This window comes from Streptomyces sp. NBC_01363, from assembly GCF_026340595.1.
GTDB lineage: Bacteria > Actinomycetota > Actinomycetes > Streptomycetales > Streptomycetaceae > Streptomyces.
On sequence record NZ_JAPEPF010000001.1, the window covers coordinates 2,074,503 to 2,094,677 of the forward strand.

Consider the following 20,175-nt stretch of genomic DNA (forward strand, 5'->3'; position numbering starts at 1 on the left):
TACCTTGGCGGCAATTCCCCCGAAGTCAAGGAGAGTTCCGTGGAGAGATCCATGCTCCGCAGACGTGCCCCGGCCGCGTGTACCGCCACCGTGGCCGTCGGTGTGCTCGCGCTGGCAGGTCTGACCGGCAGCGCATCCGCCGATCCGGCTCCCCACCTCCGCACCCCCGCCGCCACGGGGACCGAGCAGCTCTCGCCCGGTCTGCTGGAGGCCATGCGACGCGACCTCGGACTGACCGCCGCCGAGGCGCGCGTCCGGCTCGGCCACGAGACCCGGGCGGCGGCCGTCGCCGCCGGGCTGAAGCGCTCCCTCGGCGCGGACTTCGCCGGTGCCCGGGTGAGCGGTGCCGACGCGGCCCTGACCGTGGCCACCACCGACGCCTCGGACGCCGCCCGGATCCGCGAGGCCGGTGCCAGGCCCGTCGTCGTCGAGCACAGTCAGGCCGAACTCTGCGCGGTCAAGGCCGCGTTGGACCGGGTGGCGCTGCGCGAGGCCCCCGAGGGCGTGCCCGTCTGGTATGTCGACGTGGCGAGCAACCGGGTCGTCGTGCAGGCCGCCCGCGCCTCCGCCGCCGATGCGTTCCTCGCCGATTCCGGGGTGGCGCCTGCCTGGGTGACGGTGCGTCACTCGGCGGAGGAGCCGCGTACGTTCACCGATCTGCGGGGCGGTGACGCGTACTACATGAACGGCTCGGGGCGCTGCTCCGTAGGCTTCCCGGTCAAGCGTGGCAGCAGTCAGTCCGGCTTCGTCAGCGCCGGTCACTGCGGAACTCCCGGGGTCGGCACCAGCGGCTACAACCAGCAGGCGCAGGGCTCGTTCCAGGGCTCCATCTTCCCCGGCCGCGACTACTCCTGGGTCGCCACCAACACCAACTGGACGCCGCGCGCCCTGGTGAACGGTTACGGCAACGGCGATGTGACGGTCACCGGATCCACCGAGGCCCTGGAGGGGGCGTCGGTCTGCCGCTCCGGCTCGACGACCGGCTGGCACTGCGGGACGGTGCAGCAGCGCAACACCAGCGTCACCTACCAGGAGGGCACCGTCTCCGGGGTCACCCGCACCGATGTGTGCGCCGAACCCGGTGACTCCGGCGGGTCGTTCATCTCCGGCAGCCAGGCGCAGGGCGTCACCTCCGGCGGCTCCGGCAACTGTTCCCAGGGCGGTACGACGTACTTCCAGCCGGTGAACCCGGCGCTCCAGGCGTACGGGCTCACCCTGGTCACCAACGGCGCCCCGACCGATCCGCCCACCGACCCGCCGACCGAGCCGGGCGGCAGCTGGGCGGCGGGCACGACGTACGCGGCGGGCGATGTCGTGACGTACGGCTCCGACAGCTACCGCTGCCTCCAGCCGCACCTGGCCCAGCCCGGCTGGACGCCGCCGAACGTGCCGGCCCTCTGGGAACGCGTCTGAGGGCTCTCCCGAAGTGAAACCGGCGGCTCCGGCCCGGCCGCCACCGGTTACCGCGCCCGCCCGGCTTCCGCTCCGGCCTCCCGGCCGGGCGGCGCGCACCCCGGTCCCTGCTCCCTGATCCGTGCTCTGTGTCATGCACGTGCCCTTCCCCCATCCGAGGAATCAGCCATGACCCCAGAACCGACCGAAGGCTCCGGCGGCGACCGCCGGATCAGCCGCAAGACACTGCTCAAGGCCGCTCTCGTGGCCGGCACCGTCCCGCTGCTCGCGGGCGGAGGCGTCGCGCTGGCCCGCGATGCCGGGAGCGGCGGCTGGCCGCCGGCCCCCACGCCGAACTGCGACGACGGCGACGGCCCGACCCACGACCAGATCGAGGGGCCCTACTTCAAGCCCGACTCCCCGCTCCGTACGAGCCTGGTGACCGGCAGCACGCCCGGCGTCCGGCTGACCGTGAGCGGCTACGTCTTCGGGCGGGCCTGCAAACCCGTCCCCGGAGTGCTCCTGGACTTCTGGCAGGCCGACACCGACGGCGCGTACGACATGAGCGGATTCGCCTTCCGCGGGCACCAGTTCACCGATCAGTCGGGAGCCTTCGGCCTGACCACGATCGTGCCGGGGCTGTACCCGGGGCGTACGCGTCACATCCACGTCAAGGTCCAGGCGCCCGGCTCGGGCATCCTGACCACCCAGCTGTACTTCCCGGACGAGCCGCGCAACAACACCGACGCCCTCTTCGACCCCGCGCTCCTGATGAACGTCCGGGACGCCGGACCGGCGAAGGAGGGGACGTTCGACTTCGTCCTCGACCTCGCCCAGACCCCGACCGATCCGCCCACCGACCCGCCGACCGATCCGCCCGGCTCCACCTGGGCGGCCGGAACGCTCTACAGCGCGGGAGACCGCGTCACGTACGGCGGCGTCGCCTACCGCTGTCTGCAGGCGCACTCGGCCATGGCCGGCTGGGAACCGCCGAACGTCCCCGCGTTGTGGGAACGCGGGTAGACACGCAGCGGAGCGGGGCGCGCGCCGCGCCGGGTCCGGGCCGGGAACGCTTTCCGGCCCGGACCTCTCCACGTTCCCGGTCTCCCGGTCCCCGCCGGGGCGTTCCTGCCGAAGGCCGGGAGCCGGGCAGCGGAGTAGCCTGGATGCGTACGGCTCCGGGTGAGCCGCTCGGGTCGGCCTGCGCAGCGAAGGGGGCCGGTATCCCATGGACACATTGGTCATGGTCGTGGTCGTCCTCGCGATGATCGCGATGGCGGCGTTCGTCATTCATCTGCTCAACGCCCGGCACCGGCATCAGCATCTGCGTCCGGCGCACTACGACCACGGGCTGGCCGGGTTCGACGAGGGACCGGGCGCCGGTCCTGGCCGGGGCGCACGACCGGCTTCCGGGCCCGCTCCGGGGCCGGAGACGGGACCTACTTCGCGTCCGAATAACGCTCCACCACCGCCGTAGTGAACGGAAAACGCACCGGCGTCTCGCCGAAGACGGTCCGCCCGGCCAGCTCACCGGCCGCCCGGATCGCCTTCACCACGGCCTGCGCCTCCTCCTGAGGACAGTGCACGATCACCTCGTCGTGCTGGAAGAAGACCAGCTCGGCCCGGAGGCCGGCGGTGCGGAGCGACTGGCGCAGGGCGGCCAGGAGCAGCAGCGCCCAGTCGGCCGCGCTGCCCTGCACCACGAAGTTGCGCGTGAATCGGCCCCGCGCGCGGGCATTGGACGATGCGTAACCAGGGGTGAGATCGCCTTCGGCGGAGGGCGGTTCGGTGCTCTCCTGCGGGATGCCGGCCTCCTCGTCCGTCCCGCTCCCGGCCGCGGGGGGACTGGTCCGGCCGAGCCACGTCCGTACGAGACGTCCCTCCTCGCCCGCCTTCGCGGCATCGTCGACATAGGCCACGGCCAGCGGGAATCTCCGGCGCAGGGCGGCCAGGTTCTTCAGGCCGTCGCCCGAGGTCTGGCCGTAGACCGAGCCCAGCAGCGCGATCTTGGCGTGGTCCCGGTCGCCGTGGAACGCACGGTCCGACAGCGCCGTGTACAGATCGCCGTCATGGCCCGCCACCTCCATCAGACCGCGGTCGCGGGAGATCGCGGCGAGCACCCGGGGCTCCATCTGGTCGGCGTCCGCGACGACCAGGCGCCAGCCCTCGTCGGCGACGACCGCCTGCCGTATCACCTTGGGGATCTGCAGCGCCCCTCCGCCGTTGGTCGTCCAGCGGCCGCTGACCGTGCCGCCCGGCTGGTACTCCGGGCGGAAGCGGCCGTCGCGCACCCAGTCCTGCAGCCAGCTCCAGCCGTGTGCCGTCCAGATCCGGTACAGCTTCTTGTACTGGATGAGGGGTTCCACCGCCGGGTGGTCCAGCTCCTTCAGCTCCCAGCGGCGGGTGGACTTCACCTTGATGCCGGCCTGCGCGAAGGCCTTCACCACGTCGGCGGGGAGGTCGGGGCGGACCCGTCTGCCGAAGGCGGCCGACACCTCGTCGGCCAGCTCGGCCAGTCTGCGGGGCTCGCCGCCGCCCGCGTAACGCTCGCCGAGCAGATCGTGGAGGACGTCCCGGTGGACATCGGCGCGCCAGGGAAGGCCGGACCGGTTCATCTCGACGGCGACCAGCATGCCCGCCGACTCGGCGGCCGTGAGCAGGCGCATCCTGCCCGGGTGCTCGGTGGTGTCGTGACGGCGGAGCTGGTCGGCGTAGACCTGGAGCAGGTCGTCGAACGGCAGCTGCGCACCGGACCGGGGCTCGAAGAGCGAGGACTGGGAGCCGGGCTCCGCGGAGCGGGGCGGCGGATCGGGCGGCACGGGGGCGTTGCGCAGGCGGGCGTGGGCGGCGGCCGCGGAGCGGGGCTCGCCGAGGCGGCCCTCATGGGCGAGGAGGAGGGATTCGGCGACCTCGATGTCGTAGCAGCGGCTCACGGGGACGCCGGCCGCGAGCAGAGGGGGGTAGATCTCGGCGGTGGACCGCCAGACCCAGCGGGTGACGTCCGGGCGGGCGCGGACCGCCGCCACGAGGTCGGGTTCGGCCACGACCGGGGCGGCGGGCAGGCCGGTGGGGGCCAGCGGGGCGAGGAGGGCGCCGCCGGTCTCCGTCATGGCCAGAGCCCAACGTTCGGTCATGTCTTCGAGTCTGGCACCCGGCACTGACAACGGGGTGCGGCGCGCGGGAGAGGACGGTGACCGGGCGGTCCGACGGCCGTCCCCCGGCCCGCAGACGCTGGGGCACTGCTCTGCGGGCCGGGGGAGCGGGGGCGTCAGGAATGGGATCCGGAAGTCCAGGTGCCCAGGGAGATCTCGGCGGTGATGCCGGGGCCGAAGCCGGCCATCAGGCCACGCTGGCCGTCGAGAACCGATGCCTCGTCGAACATGCGGCCCAGGGCGTCGAGCACCACGGCGCTGGCTATGTTGCCGTACTCGGTGAGGGTGGCGCGGCTGAAGCGGAACGCCTCGGGCGGCACGTCCAGGAAGTGGCTCAGGTCGTCCAGGATGCGCGGGCCGCCCGCGTGGATGATGTAGAAGTCCATCTTGCCGGCGTTCCACTGGTTCTCCTCGGCGACCGCCTCCAGGGCCGGTGCGAGGGGCTCCATCGTGCCGGGCACCCGCTTGTCGAGCTGGAAGTGGAACCCGGTGGAGCGGACCGCGTACGAGATCCAGTCCTCGGTGGCCGGGATGACGTACGAGCCGTTGCGCTCCAGTCGTACTCCCGTCCCGCCGCGGCCCCGCAGCACGACGGCGGCTATGCCGTCGCCGAACAGACCGTTGGACAGCAGCGATCCCACACCCAGGTCGGTGGGTTGGTAGCACAGTGAGCAGAACTCGCAGGCCACGATCAGTACATTGGCGTCGGGGTAGGCCGTGCAGTAGTCGTGCGCCCGGTTGACGGCGGCGCCGCCCGCGGCGCAGCCGAGTTGCGCGATCGGCAGCTGCCGGGTCTCCGGCCGGAAGCCCATCTCGCCGATGAGCCACGCGGTCGGCGGCGGCATCATGAAGCCGGTGCAGGAGACATAGACGATCAAGTCGATCTGCTGCGGCTCCAGTTGGGCGTGGTCGAGCGCCTGGCGCACGACTGCCGGCACCCGGGCCTTGGTGTGCTCCTCGTAGGTGATGCTGCGGGCGTCGAAGCCCGGGTGCTGCAACACCTTGTCGATCGGCTGGATCAGATGTCGCTTCTGCACCCCGGTGTGTTCGATCAGCCGAAGGACCAGGTCGATCTGCGGATGGTCGCCGTGCAGCCGTTGAGCCAGCTCAAGGGTTTCCTCGTTGGTGATGACGTACTCGGGAACCGCGATGGCCGGCTTGCAGAGAACCGCCATGGAACTCCTCCTAGCGGACATGGTCCACGCGGCCGGGCCCGAAGGGTTCCGGGGCGTTCGCCTACCGGAGACGGCCACTGCGGCTCCGTACACGCGGCGTTGCGCGGACGTGGAGCGCTGGTGGATTCCGGCGCCGGGTCAGGTACCCCTGGAACGGGCGCGGACGGGCCGACCGTCGAAGACTGAGTTCTAGGGCGTGTTCGAGGAGTCCCGTCTGTCTCGCGGGGTCTGACACGCACGCTCGCCGCGTTGCCGAAATGCCCTGGTAGCTCCGCTACGAGGGCACCCCGGCGCCTTGCGATCGCACGCGCCGGACCCCGCGAGACCCGCCCTCAGGGCGGACGACGCTACTTCTCGAACACGCCCTAGCCGTTCGTGGGCGGAAGCGGATCCGCCACGGCTGGGGTGGCCGTCGGGATCACGTTACGGCAGGCGGATCGGGGCCGCATGTCGAGCGTGCGGCAGGGCCGTGCGGCAGGGCTTCGCGCCGGAACGCTGCGGGGCGCCCGGCGCCCCGGAGCGTTCCGGGTTGCCGCCGGCCGTGGGCCGGCGCGTCATCGATGACGGCCCGGCGTCGGCCACGGCCACGACGGGTGAGACACCCAGGACGGGCGAGTCACCCGCGCCCCCGGATCACCAGGTGACGGGCAGTTCGAGGGGATAGCGCCAGATCGACGTCTTGTTCCAGCGCACTTCCTCGGCCGGCGTCGCCAGCTTCAGGGCGGGGAAGCGCTTCAGCAGCGTTCCGATGGCGGTCTGGAGCTCCACGGCCGCGAGCGGGGCGCCGAGGCAGTGGTGCCCGCCCCATCCGAAGGTCATGTGGGACGGCCCCTCACGCTCCAGGTCCAGCTCGTCGGGACGGTCGAACTTCCGGCCGTCACGGTTGGCCGTCAGATAGGAGACATGCACGATGTCCCCCTCCCGGATCCGCACCCCGCTCAGCTCCACGTCCTCGGTGGCGACACGGGGGATGCCGACGCCCTTGCGGAAGGGGATGAAGCGCAGCAGCTCCTCCATGGCCTGCGGGAGCATCTCGGGGCGGTCGCGCACCATGGCGAGCTCGTCCGGCCTGGTGAGCAGCGTGTAGGCGATGTTCCCGATCTGGTACGTGGTGGTGTCCTGGCCGGTGATCAGCAGGACCATGGCCATGACGGTCAGTTCCCGGTCGTTGAGGATCTCGTCCCCGTCGCGAGCGGTGGCCAGCGCGCTGATCAGGTCGTCGCCCGGGTTCGCGCGCCGCTCGGCGGTCAACGTCTCGAAGTAGGCGCGGAGATCGGCCTTGGCGCGTACCGCGGCGTCCTTGTTCTCGACGGTGGTGTCCATCATGGTCCGGGCGTGGGCGCGCAGTTGTGCGCGGTCTGCCTCCGGAATGTCGAGGACCTCGCAGATGGTGGTCAGCGGCAGCGGGGCCGCCAGATGCTCGAACAGGTCGGCGGGGGCGCCGTGCTCCTCCATGCGGTCCAGCAGCTCGTCCACCACGTGCTGCGTGCGCACCTGCATGCGCTCCATGTGGCGGGGCGCGAAGCCCTTGGAGATCAGGCTGCGCAGGCGGCTGCTGCCCGGCGGGTCCATGACGTTGATCGCCTCGTCCTGGACGATCGGCTCGGGGGTCATGCGCGGGAAGTTCCGGCCGATGATGGCGCTGCGGCTGAAGCGCCGGTCGGTGGTCACCGTACGCACGTCGTCGTAGCCGGTGACGAGCCATGCCTCGCCGTCGCCGTGCGGGAGGCGGATGCGGGAGACGGGTTCTTCGGTCATCAAGTGCCTGAGCACCGGGTCGAATTCGAGGGCCTCGGCGTAGTCGAACGGGCAGTGCCGTGCGCCGGCGACTGGTTCCATGCGGAGCTCCAGATGGGGATCTGACGGGTGGGTCATGGAATGTGCGGGCTGGACGGTCCATGGGTGCCCGGTCGCCCGCGGGGCCACGCGCCGCTCGGGGCCGATTGGTCCATATGCAGAACGGATTCGGCGGCGCCGGTCGCTGGACCGGCGCAATGCGGTCCGGCGACCGGCGCGGACCTCGTGCCCCGTACGCCCGGTGCGGCCGGTCTCAGATGTTCGGTACGACGTCGGTGGCGTCCACCGCGGGGCGCAGCGCGCGGGCGAGCGCGACGCCGTCGCCCACCGCCCAGAAGTGGGTGAAGAACAGGCGGGGGTCCTCCGACAGATGGTGGTTGTGCAGCTCGACGAGCTTGATCCCGCCGCGCCGCAGGGCCCTCAGCACATGCGGGACCTCATCGGTGAGCATGGCGCAGTCGCCGCTGAGCGCGGCCCGGCCGCGGCCCAGCGGCTGGAAGTTGAACGCACTGCTCGACCCGAGGCCGGGAGGCAGGATCAGATGGCCGTCCGCGATGGTCTCGCGGCGGACGAAGACGACCTTGTAGAGCCCGTCCTCGATGGAGCCCTTGGCGCCGAGCGCCGCCTCCATCCCGGCGATGTCCAGGTCGACCGGGGCCGACGGCAGCGGCGGCACGGGCGGCGGGGTGCCGGTGCGGTCGAATCCCGCGCGCAGCCCGCGGGCCAGGGCCACCGCGTCGTGGCCGTGGCCGTGGACATGGGTCCACCAGATGTCCGGGGTCTGGGAGAGCAGGTGCTTGTGGAGCGCGGTCTGCTCGATCCCGTTCGCCTGCCATGTGTCGGTCACCCGCTGGAGCTCGTGCTCGGTGACCACCACGTCGCCCATGAGCATCGTGGAGCCGTCGGCGTAGCGGACGAAGGCCACATGCGTGCCCAGCGCGAGCCCCGGTGTGACGACGACGCCCTCGGAGACCACGTGGAGATCCCGCCGGGGAAAGCCCGTGTGGTAGGTCGTGCCGCGCAGCATGTTGCCGGGGCGGCCCAGCGCCTTCGCCACGTCCGCCCAGTCGTCCAGGCCGGTCGGCACCGGCTTGATCCGTTTTCCGTGCGCCGCCCCGGTCGTTCCGGTGGGCAGGGTGCGGGCCGCGGCGGGGCCCGCCGCGGTCAGTACCGGCGCGAGCGCGGCGGCGGCCAGTACGCGCCGCCGTGATGTGATCGCCCGTGCGTTCGTGTCCTGTTGTCGGTTCTCGGTCACCATGTGATCGCCTCCATGGCGAGATGAAACCATGCGAAATCCTGACAAAAGAATGAAAGCGGATACACCGTCAGCGGGTGGGGCCGGATGGACTAAACGCGCTGCCCGACCGGGTCCCGTACGGTCGCGCCGGGCCTCTTGTCCGGCTCTCCGGTTCGGCTCTCCCGCCCGGCCCCCGCCCGCCGCACCTGCCCGCCGCGCCTCAGCCCACCGGCACCGAGCGGCGGCGCACCGCCCCCGGCAGCACCGCCGCCCCCACCGCGACCAGCGCGCACACCCCCGCCGCACCGCCCATCAGCGCCCACTGCACCGACACCACGACCGGCGCCGACACCGCGGCCAGCGCGGCGGCCAGGCCCGCCAGATGCACCCCGGCCACGGTCAGGCCGAGCAGCGCCCCGAGCCCGACCGCGAACAGGGTCTCCCCGGCCACCACCGCGAGGACCCGCGGCCGGGTGGCACCGGCCAGCCGGAGCGCGTCCAGCTCCGCGGAGCGTACGGATCCCGCCATCAGCATCGTGTTGGCCAGCGCGATCACGGTGTAGACCAGGGCGATCCCCAGGATCACGGCCAGACCGGTCCGGGTCTGCGGACTCGTGCGCGGGTACGTCGCGGCCAGCCACTGCTCCGCCGACCGCACCGTGCCGCCGGTTTCGCGCAGCCGCTCCGTGACCGACGCGCGGTCGGCGCCCGGCGCGAGGCGTACGTCGATCCGGTCCACGGCCGCTGCCGGGGCGTTCGCCCTGGTCACATAGGCCCCGTTGTTCCCCGTGCCGAGCGCCAGCACTGCCACGATCCGCAAGGAGACCGGCCGCCCGTCGCCGAGCCACACTTGTATCGTCGAGCCCACCGTGTGCTGCTCCCACTCCTCGTTCACCACGATCGAGCGGTCGTCCAGGTCCCCGATGTCGCCCGCCACCACCGGCAGCCGTCCGACCCGTGCCAGGGCCTTCGCGTCGTCCACCGCGCGGGCCTCGGAGGTGATGAGGGCGGAGCCCTCCTCGCGTATGTGGACGGCGGTCGGCGCGGAGGCGGACAGTGTGGCGCCGGGCACCGGACGGACCCTCAACTCCTCGCCCGTCACGACCAGATCGGCCCCGGTGTGCTCGCGCGCCTCCGCGGCCTTCGCCGCCGACACGGTCATCGCGGAGCCGGCCACCGAACCCGCCAGCGCCACGGTGATCAGCACCGGAGCGGCCACCGCGACCGTACGCCGCAGTGCCGCCGAGGTGTTCGCGGCCACCAGCATCCCGGTCGCTCCCGGCAGCCGGACCATCCGGGCCAACGGGCGCACGAGCAGCGGTGCGAGCAGGGCGACGGCCGTGATCAGGACCATCGGCTGCGTCAGGTACGTCTTCCGCTTCAGCAGCGCGGACGGGTCGGTGGCGAGGGACCTCGCCATCAGGAACGCGGCCCCCGCGAGCAGGGCGAAGCCCAGCAGCCGGCGGACCGGCGGGAGTACGCCCGTATCGACATCGGCCTCGCGCAACGCCTCGGCGGGGCCGGTCCTGCCCGCTCGCCGCGAGGCCACCCGGACCCCCGCGAAGGCCACGGCGAGGCCGGACCAGAAGGCGGCGTGCAGCGGCCAGGCGGCCGGACGGATGGTGAACCAGGACGGTGCCATCCCCCGGTCGACGAGCAGTCCGGCGAGCAGCGGTGCACCCAGGTGGCCCAGTACGCACCCGGCGGCGGAGGCGAGGGTGCCGACCGCGGCGGCCTCCGTCAGCAGCAGCCGCCGCAACTGGCCCGGCGTGGCGCCCGCCGTGCGCAGCAGCCCGAATTCGCGCCGGCGCAGCGCCACGGCGAAGGCGAACGTCGACGCGACGACGAAGACCGAGACGAAGGCGGTGAGGCCGCCCGCGGTGCCGAGCAGGACGTTCGCGGTCAGCAGTCCCTCGGCGTCCCGCTCGGTGGCCGGGTCGGCCCGGCGGCGGTCGTCCCCGGTGAGGACCAGGGCGCGGTCGCCGACCACCCGGCGTACCTCGGCGGCGGGCGCGTCCACACCCACGGCGTCGGGTTCGTGCCGAAGGCGTACGGCGTCCCCGCCGTCGTCCCGCGTCACCGGGCCGAGCGCCCGGAGGGCGCGCAGGAGTTCGATATCCACAGGGTGTGGATGAGTGAGCCCGCGACTGACCTCCGTTGTGGACGGCCCGCGCCGCACCCGCACGGTCAGGGTGTCGTCGCCCATCACCACCACCGGCGACGCGGCGAAGCGCAGCGGTGCCCGGTCCGGGGCGTCGAAGGTCGAGGCGAGGCCGAGACCCATGGTCGCGATCAGGCCCACGCCCAGCGCGAGCGCGACGAAGGTGCCGATGAGCGCGGTCCAGTGGGTGCGCAGGGAGGCCAGGGCGACGGTCAGCACGACGCCTCCCGTGCAGGATCCGCGACGGTCCCGGCGACGCCGTGTTCTCCGGCGGCATCGTGTCCGTCGGCGCCGCCGTGTCCCCCGGTGGCGCCGGGCTCCCCGGTCCTGCCGCGTCCGCCGGTGCGGCCCGCCGCCATCCAGGCCGCGATCCGCTCGGCGCCGAGTCCGGCCAGGTCGTCCGCCACCTGCCCGTCGACCAGGAAGACCACCCGGTCCGCGTACGCCGCGGCCACCGGGTCATGGGTGACCATCACGATCGTCTGCCCCTCCAGGTCCACCAGCTCCCGCAGCATCTCCATCACCCCCTGGCTCGTCGCGGTGTCCAGCGCGCCGGTCGGCTCGTCGCCGAAGAGCACCGCGGGCCGGGTGATCAGGGCCCGCGCCAGTGCCACCCGCTGCTGCTGGCCCCCGGACAGTTCGGCGGGCCGGTGCCCCGCCCGGTCCGCGAGACCGACCCGGGCCAGGGCGTCCCGCACCTCCGTACGGGACGGGCGGCGGCCCGCGAGCCGCAGCGGCAGCGCGACGTTCTGGGCGGCCGTCAGCGAGGGGAGCAGATTGAACGCCTGGAAGACGAAACCGATCCGGTCCCGGCGCAGCAACGTCAGCCGGCGCTCGCTCAGCCCGGTCAGCCGCACCCCGCCGACCTCGACGGTGCCGGAGGTCGGCCGGTCGAGCCCGGCCGCGCAGTGCAGCAACGTGGACTTGCCGGACCCGGACGGGCCCATGACGGCGGTGAAGGTGCCGGCCCGGACGGTGAGGTCGATGCCGCAGAGGGCGTCGACCCCGCCGTAGGCACGGCGCACGGAGCGAAGCCGTACGGCGTCGGCGGCACTCGTGGGCGCAACGGATGCGCGGGAGGAAGTCATGCCTCGATCGAAGCGTTTCCGTGCCCGGCGATCACGACCACCAGAGCCCGTCCGGGAGGTAGGGCCAGCCCTACCCCACCGCACCGCCCTGCCTACCCTGACCTCATGGAACCGGTGATCGACCAGGCATTCGCGGCAGCCCTCTACTCGGACGGCGACGCCGGTCTCGACACCGGGGCCTCCCTCCTCGCCGCCGACCCGAAGGCCGACGCGGAACTGTTCCGGCGTGGCGAGGAGTTCGTCCGCCGGGCCTGGGAGCGCGGCTGGCAGCCCGCCGACGTCGTACGCCTCGTCCGCCGCGAGCTCGACGAGACCGCGGCCTGCCTCGCCGCCGGGCTGATCGCCTCGGAGACCGCGCGGTACGAGCGGCTTCCGCCCCGCTGGCGGTCCCAGCTCGACGGGCTCCCCGCCGCACCGCCCCGGAACCGGCCGGACCGCTTCTCCTACGCCTCCGCCGTCCTCGGCCTGTACCGGCTGCTGCTCCGGCTCCCCGCCATCGAACCGGTCGGGCCCCCGCCGGGCGCCCCCGCGCACGGGCTCCGGCTGCCGCCCGCGCACGACGAGCCCCGGATGCTGACCCGGATCCGCGCCCTGCTCGCCAAGGCGGAGGCGACCGGCTTCCCCGAGGAGGCGGAGGCCCTCACCACCAAGGCGCAGGAGCTGATGGCCCGGCACTCCATCGACGAGGCCCTGCTCGCCGCCCGTACCCACAGCAAGGAGGCGCCGGGGGCGTGCCGGATCGGGGTCGACGCGCCGTACGAGACGGCGAAGGCGATCCTGCTCGACGCGGTCGCCGCCGCGAACCGCTGTCGTGCGGTGTGGAACAGCGACCTCGGCTTCTCCACGGTGGTCGGCTTCGAGCCGGACCTGGACGCCGTGGAGCTGCTGTACACCTCCCTGCTGGTCCAGGGCACGGTGGCGATGACGAAGGCGGAGGCGGGCCAGCGGGCCGGCGGACGCAAGCGGACCAAGACGTTCCGGCAGTCGTTCCTGATGGCGTACGCCCAGCGGCTGGGCAGCCGGCTCGCCGCCGACACCGCCCGAGTCACCGCGGCCGCCGAGGCCGGGACGGAGAGCGGTGCCGGGGCCGGATCGGCCGGGTCCGGCGCCCCTCATCTGCTCCCGGTCCTCGCCGCCCGCGACATGGCCGTCACGGATACCGCCGAGCGGATGTTCCCCGAGACCACGACCACCCGGGTCCGGGGCGCCACGGACCTGGACGGCTGGACCCATGGAAGGGCCGCGGCGGACCGGGCGCGGATGGGCGGGAACGGTCCGGAGCTCCGCGGCGGACGCGGGAATCGCTGAGGCCTTTCGTTCGGTCGTGTTCCGCCGGGCGTTCCTGGAGGCCGCCCTGCGAGCCGATTTATGACAACTCGGGCTAATCGGTAATTCCGGTTAGGCTCTCGGCATGAGCTGGCTCCGGGCGCTGAAGGAGACCGCCCGCTCGGGGTTGTCGATCGAGCGGCGACGTCTCGAACCGCTCATCGCGATCCGCGGTGCGGCCGGTCTCGCTCTCGTCCTCGGGATCAGCCTCGCGTTCTTCGGGCCCGTGGTCGCGGCGAGCTCCGCGTTCGGCGCGTTCCAGGCGGCCATCGCCACCTTCCAGCGCAGCTGGCGCCCCCGGCCCGTGCTCGCCCTGGTCTCCGGGGCGAGTCTCGCCGTGTCGACGTTCCTCGGCTATCTCACCGGCTCCCGGCTGCCGCTGTTCCTCGCCCTGCTGGTGCTCTGGACGTTCGTCGCGGGCCTGGCCTGGGCGGCGGGGCCGACCGCCGGCATCATCGCGGCGTCGAACGTGGCGATCATGCTGGTCACGGTCACCCTGCCCACCTCCGTCGCCAACTCGGCCGTGCACGCCGGGATGATCCTGTTCGGCGGAGTGGTGCAGGCGGCGCTGATCGTCCTGTTCCCGGTACGGAGATGGGGCGCCCAGCGCGACGCGCTCGCCGACGCGCTGGCCGCCGAGGCCGACTACGCCCGCCGGCTGCGCCACGACCCGGTCGCACTCTTCGACCCGGTGCCGCTGATGACGGCCCGCAGCGCGGCCGCGGTCACCCCGCGCCAGGCCCGCCGCCGGCCGCCCGAGCTGCGGGGTTCCCGAAGGATCGCCGAACGGATGAGACCGGTGCTCGCCTCGCTCGCCGACCCGTCGCTGGGGGTGCCGTCCGAAGGGCCGGAGCGGGCACGCGTCCGCGAGCTGCTCGCCGCCGCCGGATCGGTGCTCGACTCGGCGGCCCACGCGATCCGGCACGGCGACCCGGTCGAGCTGTCCCCGTCCGCCGTGGCCGTGCTGAAGACCCCGGACACCGGAACGCTCCTCACCGGCCCGCCGTTGCGCGCCGCCGACCGGCTCGGCGCCCTGCTCTCCGACGTCATCGAGACGGCCGAGGGCGAGGGCACGAAGGAGCAGGACGCCAGGGCCGAGGAGGCCGCCGAGGCCATCAAGGCCACCGCGGACGGGACACCCGCCGCCCCGCACCGCCGCCGCCCCACCCTGCTGCGACTGGTCCCCGTCGTCGTGAAGGCGATGCGCGCGGAGCTGCGCCCGGGTTTGCCGATCCTGCGGCACGCCGTCCGGGTGTCCGTCGTCGCGGCCGTCGGCTATCTCATCGGCACCGCGCTGCCGTTCGGGCACGGCTACTGGGCGCCCATGGCCGCCGTCATGGTGATGCGGCCGGAGTTCTCCCAGACGTACGCGCGTTCCGTGGCCCGGTTCGGCGGCACGATTGTCGGTGTCTCGCTCGCCACCGTGATCGTCCAGACCACCCACCCCGGTGTGACCCCGGCCGCGATGCTCTCCGTGCTCTGCGCCCTGCTGATGTATCTGCTGATGCGCACCGGGTACGTGGTCGGCCAGGCCTGCGTCTCGGCGTATGTCGTCTTCCTGCTCGGCATGGCGGGCGACAACTGGTCGCAGACCGTGCTCGAACGGGTCGTCCTCACCCTCGCGGGCGGCCTCCTCGCGATGCTCTCGTACGCCCTCTACCCGGCCTGGGAGACCCCGCGGCTCCGCGGCAGGCTCGGCGACTGGCTGAAGGCGGACGGGCGGTACGCCGCCTCGGTCGTCGACCAGTACGCCGAACCGGCCGAGCGCGGCCACGACGACGTGCGTTCCGCGCTGCTCGACACCCGCGAGGCCCGCGTCGCCTGGCAGGAGGCGCTGGCCACCGCCCAGCACGAACCGGTGCGCAACCGCGGCCTCTCCCGCGCCGCCGCCGACGACACCCAGCACGCGCTCGCCCAGCTCGGCCGGGCCGCGATGCTGCTGGAGGCCCATCTGCCGGGCGGCGGCGCCACCCCCGTACCGGACGCGGCGCGCCTGGCCGAGGCGCTGCGCCGGGCCACCGAACAGGGCGCGAAGGCGGTACGGGAGAGGCGCGTTCCGGACTGGACCGAGGTGCGCGAGGCGCTGGCCGAGTGGGACGAACGGCAGCGCGCGGACGAGGGCGAGGCGGACCCCTTCGTACGGGAAGGGGCCCACCTCCTCCTCGAAGCCCTGGAGGAGTTCTCGCGGGGGCTGGACGGGAAGCCCGAGCCCGAGCCGAAGCCGGAGCAGAAGCCCGAGCCGAAGTCGGAGCCCAAGCCCGAGCAGAAGCCCAAGCCCAAGCCCAAGCCGGAGCCGAATTCGGACCCGAACCCGCCCGGCAATCCCGACCCGAACCCGCCCGGAAATCAAGCGGGTTGACGGACCGTGCGGCGGCCGTCAGGGGGTCGGCAGGCCCTCCAGGTCCGGCAGGCCGGACGGCAGGGCGCCCGGGGCGGTCTTGGCCAGGGTGTCCTCGACCCCGCTGTCCCAGGACACCACGACGGTCTTGCCGTCGTTGGACTCGATGGACCCCGTGGTGCGGTCGTCGCCGCCGTCGACGCACTTCAGCGTGAGCGTCACCTTGTCCGCGTCCTGCACGGTGCCCGTGCAGGCGTGCTTCTCGGTGATGAGCACGGCCTTCCCCGACGCCACCGACAGGACGACCGCCTTGCCGTCGGTCTTGCCGGCCCAGCCGCCCTCCAGCGCCGCGGCACTGGTCTTGGAGCCGCCGTCGTCACCGCCGGGAACCGGGCTGGACTGTTCCGCGCCGGAACCGCCGCCCGGGGCGTCGCTCTTCTTGCTGTCGCTGCTGCAGCCGCTCAGCGCGACCGCGGTGAGGATTCCGGCGGCGATCACGGCCCCCGTGCGCATGACTCCGTGCATCTGTAATTCCCCCTTGTCGACGAAAGACCGAGCCAAGTTATCAGCGCGATACGACGGGATGAGGAGCTCGACCGGGGGTAGACGGAGCCGAAACGGCATCCGGTGCGTCTCTCCATACGGAGTAAAGCTGTAATCGCGAGAACACCCCGCGTGCACGTGCATCCGCGCATGCATCTGCGCATGCAGGGAAATTTGAACAGAGCTATGATCCGAGACAGTTGACACTTGCACCTTGCAACTCGGGGAGCGTCCTGTGCACCACGTGTACAACGGCATGGCGGCCACAGAGCTTCGCGGAGTCGTCTGGCAGAAGAGCAGACACAGCAACTCCCAGGGTTCCTGTGTGGAGTTCGCGAAACTGCCCGACGGGGATGTGGCGATGCGGAATTCGCGCCACCCCGACGGGCCGGCGCTGGTCTATACGCCGGCCGAGATAGAGGCGCTGCTGCTCGGGGTGAAGGACGGGGAGTTCGACCACCTCATAGCGGGCGGCTGACCGCGTCCCGCGAGCCGGTGCCCGGCCCGGACCGCCGGCCCGATTCCTGCTAGCCCGGCCCGGACCGTCGGCCCAAGTCCCTTTCGCCCGGCCCGGATCGCCGACCCGAGTCCCTCTCGCCCGGCCCGATCCGAACGAGAGGCCTTGCCGCAGCCGTGCGGGTCACACGCCGTCGGAGAGCCGGAACAGCGCCCAGACCACCTTGCCGCGCGACGCCGACGGGGCGTTCGGGTTCTCCGGCTCCGGGGAAGGGTGCCAGCCCCAGGAGTCGCTGAAGGACTCCACGAGGAAGAGGCCGCGGCCGGATTCGGCGCAGTCCGGTGCCTCGGAGGCGATCGGGCTCTCCTGGCTGGGGTCGCGCACGGCGCACACCAGGCGTGAACTCCAGCGCATCAAGTGCAGCCGTACGGGCGGGTCCTGGGAGTCGGGCGTGGTGCTGTCCGAGGGCAGGGCGTGCCGCAGGGCGTTGGTGACGAGCTCGGAGACCACCAGCGCGACATCGTCGAAGCGCTCGGCCAGGCCCCATGCATTCAGCGTCGTCCGGGTGAACCGCCTTGCTCCGCCCACGGCTTCGTAGCGGGCGGGCAGTGTGCAGGTGGCCGATCCGGAGACGGCTGAGGGATCGATGGGGGGAAGCCCCTGCCGTAACGGCTCGAGCATCGTCGATCCATTCGTCCCCATGCGAGGCACTCCCGGGATTCGCGGCTGTATCGGTACGGCGGGGGGTACAGCGGCACAACACGAACGAGCACGCAGGTGCGCGAGCCCCATGGTTCCCAATGCGTTGGGCAGATGCAAGGGCAGATGCACGTGCACGCGCCTGACCTGTCCGAACCCGTGCCGGTTCTTGGTCATTTCTTCCTGTGTGTATTTCCGCAGCCTTCTGGGAGGCTTCTCATTTCCGTAATCGAATGAGTACGGGCTGAAGCGTTTTGATGGCAGAATCCGGCACTTGGGGTTCAGGGGGGAGCCCCGGTGCCCAGGAAGCGATGGGGAGGATCGGACCAGTGGCGGCAGGCGAGTCGAGTGGATCGGTGGTGCGGCGCATCCTGCTGGGCTCGCAGCTCAGGCGGCTGCGCGACTCGCGCGGCATCACCCGTGAGGCGGCCGGCTACTCCATCCGGGCCTCCGAATCGAAGATCAGCCGCATGGAGTTGGGACGGGTGAGCTTCAAGGCCAGGGACGTCGAGGACCTGCTCACGCTCTACGGAGTCACGGACGAAGCGGAGCGGGACGCTCTGCTCGGCCTGGCCCGTGAGGCCAACGTGGCGGGCTGGTGGCACAGTTACGGAGATGTACTGCCCGGCTGGTTCCAGACGTACATCGGTCTGGAGGGGGCGGCGTCGCTCATTCGAGTGTACGAAGTCCAGTTCATCCACGGCCTGTTGCAGACCGAGGCCTACGCGCACGCAGTCGTCACCCGGGGCATGGGCGCCGCGCCCGCCGTCGAGATCGACCGCCGTGTGGCGCTGCGACTGGAGCGCCAGAAGGCCCTCGTCTCCGAACGTGCACCCCATTTCCATGCCGTGCTGGACGAGGCGGCGCTGCGCCGTCCGTACGGCGACCGTGAAGTGATGCGCGCACAATTGCGGCATCTGATCGAAATGTCGGAACAGCCCAACATCACTCTCCAGGTCATGCCCTTCAGTTTTGGTGGGCATGCCGGAGAGGGCGGTTCTTTTACGATGCTGCGATTCCCGGAATCCGATCTGTCGGACATCGTCTATTTGGAGCAGCTGACAAGTGCGCTCTATCTGGACAAGGCCGAAGAAGTGGCTCAGTACGAAAAGGCCATGACGCGACTGCACGAGGACAGCCCGGGGCCCGAGGAGAGCCGCGATCTGCTCCGTGGTCTGCTCCAACTCACCTGATTCGTCAGTACGATGACGGTTCGACGGAGTCTGCACCTGAGTTAAGGGATCGCATGTCCTTCTTCTACGAGCTGGCCGACCAATACATCGACGGTGAGTGGCGGACCGGAACCGGCTCGTGGGACATCATCGATTTCAACCCCTACAACGGGGAGAAACTCGCCGCGATCACCATCGCGACCGCGCAGGAGGTCGACCTGGCCTACCGCGCCGCCGAGCGTGCCCAGCGCTCCTGGGCCGCCACCGGACCGTACGAGCGCCGCGAGGTCCTGGAACGCGCACTGCGCATCACCGGGGAACTGCACGACGACATAGTCGACGCGATCATCGACGAACTGGGCGGCACCCGGGTCAAGGCGGAGTACGAGGTCCGTGTCGCCGAGGAATTCCTGCGCGACGCGATCCATCGGGCGCTGCACCCACCGGGCAGCATCCTGCCCTCCTCGGCGGACGGCAAGGAGAACCGCCTCTACCGCAGGCCCGTCGGCGTCATCGGGGTGATCAGCCCCTTCAACTTCCCCTTCCTGGTGGCGATGAAGTCCGTCGCACCGGCCCTCGCGCTCGGCAACGCGGTCGTCGTCAAGCCCAACCAGAACGCCCCGGTCGTCGGCGGCGCGCTGATCGCGAAGATCTTCGAGGACGCCGGACTGCCCGCCGGGCTGCTCAACATCCTGATCACCGATGTCGCCGAGATCGGGGACGCGTTCATCGAGCACCCCGTACCCAAGGTGATCTCGTTCGCGGGCTCGGACCGGGTCGGCCGCCGTGTCGGCGCGGTCGCGGCCGGACACTTCAAGCGGACCATCCTCGAACTCAGCGGAAACAGCGCCCTGGTGGTGCTGGAGGACGCGGACATCGACTACGCGGTCGACGCGGCCGTCTTCAGCCGCTTCGTGTACCAGGGGCAGGTCTGCATGGCCGCCAACCGCATCCTGGTGGACCGCCGTGTCGAGCGGGAGTTCACCGAGAAGTTCACCGCCAGGGTGGCCGCGCTGAAGACCGGTGACCCGCGCGACCCGGAGACCCGGATCGGCCCGGTCATCAACTCCTTCCAGGCCGACGCCCTGACCGCCCTGGTCGACCAGGCGGTCGCCGACGGGGCCACCGCGCTCGTCCGCGGCCGGACCCGCGGCAACCTCGTGGAGCCGACCGTGCTCGCCGGGCTCCCGGAGGACTCCCCGCTGCTGTCCCAGGAGATATTCGGCCCGGTGGCGCTGCTGGTGACGTTCGACGGCGAGGACGAGGCCGTACGGATCGCCAACGACACCCCGTACGGGCTGAGCGGCGCCGTGCACACCCGCAGCGCCGAACGCGGGGTGCGGTTCGCCCGGCGCGTGGTCAGCGGGATGTTCCACGTCAACGACTCCACCGTCCAGGACGATCCGCCGGCGGCATTCGGCGGCGAGAAGTCCTCCGGGACCGGCCGGTTGAACGGTGAGGCGACCGTCGACGCCTTCACCACCCAGAAGTGGATCTCCATTCAGCACGGCCGGGCCGTCTTCCCCTTCTGACCGCCCTTCCCCATCCGGGCGCCCTCTCCTTCTCGTTGAGGACAGAGGCTGACCTCAAGGGGTCGTAGCGTGGTCGGTGTCAGGAAGAACCGGCACGGATCATCAA

At 71.9% G+C, this 20,175-nt stretch carries 16 protein-coding genes; 8 read left to right on the forward strand and 8 right to left on the reverse strand.

Going from position 1 to position 20,175, the window contains the following annotated elements; genetic code table 11:
• Positions 1-51: 51 nt before the first annotated feature.
• From OG611_RS09730 to OG611_RS09740, 3 genes are all read left to right on the forward strand, one after another.
• Entirely contained in the window at positions 52-1,413 is a 1,362-nt protein-coding gene (locus tag OG611_RS09730) for a carbohydrate-binding protein (protein WP_266417558.1), read from the forward strand.
• A 168-nt stretch (positions 1,414-1,581) separates the two neighbouring features.
• The gene (locus OG611_RS09735) at positions 1,582-2,415 is read left to right on the forward strand and encodes a carbohydrate-binding protein (protein ID WP_266417561.1); all 834 of its coding nucleotides are present in this window, start codon (positions 1,582-1,584) and stop codon (positions 2,413-2,415) included.
• Positions 2,416-2,620: 205 nt separating this feature from the next.
• Positions 2,621-2,869 (forward strand): hypothetical protein, encoded by a 249-nt coding sequence (locus tag OG611_RS09740; protein ID WP_266417564.1) that lies wholly within the window; start codon positions 2,621-2,623, stop codon positions 2,867-2,869.
• Here the strand turns inward: OG611_RS09740 and OG611_RS09745 are convergent.
• From OG611_RS09745 to OG611_RS09770, 6 genes are all read right to left on the reverse strand, one after another.
• The gene (locus OG611_RS09745) at positions 2,832-4,526 is read right to left on the reverse strand and encodes a bifunctional 3'-5' exonuclease/DNA polymerase (RefSeq protein ID WP_266417567.1); all 1,695 of its coding nucleotides are present in this window, start codon (positions 4,524-4,526) and stop codon (positions 2,832-2,834) included. The two genes, OG611_RS09740 and OG611_RS09745, sit on opposite strands and share 38 nt — an antisense overlap.
• A gap of 134 nt (positions 4,527-4,660) precedes the next feature.
• Positions 4,661-5,719 (reverse strand): type III polyketide synthase, encoded by a 1,059-nt coding sequence (locus OG611_RS09750; RefSeq protein WP_266417570.1) that lies wholly within the window; start codon positions 5,717-5,719, stop codon positions 4,661-4,663.
• Between the two features lie 633 nt (positions 5,720-6,352).
• On the reverse strand, positions 6,353-7,558 hold the full coding sequence (locus tag OG611_RS09755) for a cytochrome P450 (RefSeq protein ID WP_266417573.1): 1,206 nt from the start codon (positions 7,556-7,558) through the stop codon (positions 6,353-6,355).
• A gap of 211 nt (positions 7,559-7,769) precedes the next feature.
• A complete protein-coding gene (locus OG611_RS09760; protein WP_266417576.1) occupies positions 7,770-8,774 on the reverse strand; it encodes a DUF1259 domain-containing protein in 1,005 nt (334 codons plus the stop codon).
• A 199-nt stretch (positions 8,775-8,973) separates the two neighbouring features.
• Positions 8,974-11,133, reverse strand: coding sequence for an ABC transporter permease (locus tag OG611_RS09765; protein WP_266417579.1), 2,160 nt, complete (start codon positions 11,131-11,133; stop codon positions 8,974-8,976).
• Positions 11,127-12,002, reverse strand: a complete 876-nt coding sequence (locus tag OG611_RS09770; RefSeq protein ID WP_266417582.1) for an ABC transporter ATP-binding protein — start codon at positions 12,000-12,002, stop codon at positions 11,127-11,129. The genes OG611_RS09765 and OG611_RS09770 overlap by 7 nt, the downstream gene beginning before the upstream one ends.
• A gap of 105 nt (positions 12,003-12,107) precedes the next feature.
• Here OG611_RS09770 and OG611_RS09775 point away from each other — a divergent pair, with 105 nt between their 5' ends.
• On the forward strand, positions 12,108-13,310 hold the full coding sequence (locus OG611_RS09775; RefSeq protein WP_266417586.1) for a DUF2786 domain-containing protein: 1,203 nt from the start codon (positions 12,108-12,110) through the stop codon (positions 13,308-13,310).
• A gap of 103 nt (positions 13,311-13,413) precedes the next feature.
• Positions 13,414-15,687, forward strand: coding sequence for an FUSC family protein (locus tag OG611_RS09780; protein ID WP_266417589.1), 2,274 nt, complete (start codon positions 13,414-13,416; stop codon positions 15,685-15,687).
• Between the two features lie 18 nt (positions 15,688-15,705).
• Here OG611_RS09780 and OG611_RS09785 read toward each other — a convergent pair whose 3' ends face one another.
• Complete coding sequence (locus tag OG611_RS09785; RefSeq protein WP_266417592.1) at positions 15,706-16,179, reverse strand: hypothetical protein; 474 nt, start codon at positions 16,177-16,179, stop codon at positions 15,706-15,708.
• 265 nt (positions 16,180-16,444) lie between these two features.
• Between OG611_RS09785 and OG611_RS09790 the strand changes: the two genes are divergently transcribed.
• On the forward strand, positions 16,445-16,687 hold the full coding sequence (locus OG611_RS09790) for a DUF397 domain-containing protein (RefSeq protein WP_037690973.1): 243 nt from the start codon (positions 16,445-16,447) through the stop codon (positions 16,685-16,687).
• A 162-nt stretch (positions 16,688-16,849) separates the two neighbouring features.
• Here the strand turns inward: OG611_RS09790 and OG611_RS09795 are convergent, their stop codons facing one another.
• The gene (locus OG611_RS09795; RefSeq protein ID WP_266417597.1) at positions 16,850-17,347 is read right to left on the reverse strand and encodes an ATP-binding protein; all 498 of its coding nucleotides are present in this window, start codon (positions 17,345-17,347) and stop codon (positions 16,850-16,852) included.
• Positions 17,348-17,676: 329 nt separating this feature from the next.
• Between OG611_RS09795 and OG611_RS09800 the strand changes: the two genes are divergently transcribed.
• Both OG611_RS09800 and OG611_RS09805 read left to right on the forward strand, forming a co-directional pair.
• Positions 17,677-18,558, forward strand: a complete 882-nt coding sequence (locus OG611_RS09800) for a helix-turn-helix transcriptional regulator (RefSeq protein WP_266425701.1) — start codon at positions 17,677-17,679, stop codon at positions 18,556-18,558.
• A gap of 53 nt (positions 18,559-18,611) precedes the next feature.
• Positions 18,612-20,069, forward strand: a complete 1,458-nt coding sequence (locus OG611_RS09805; protein WP_266417600.1) for an aldehyde dehydrogenase family protein — start codon at positions 18,612-18,614, stop codon at positions 20,067-20,069.
• Positions 20,070-20,175: the final 106 nt, after the last annotated feature.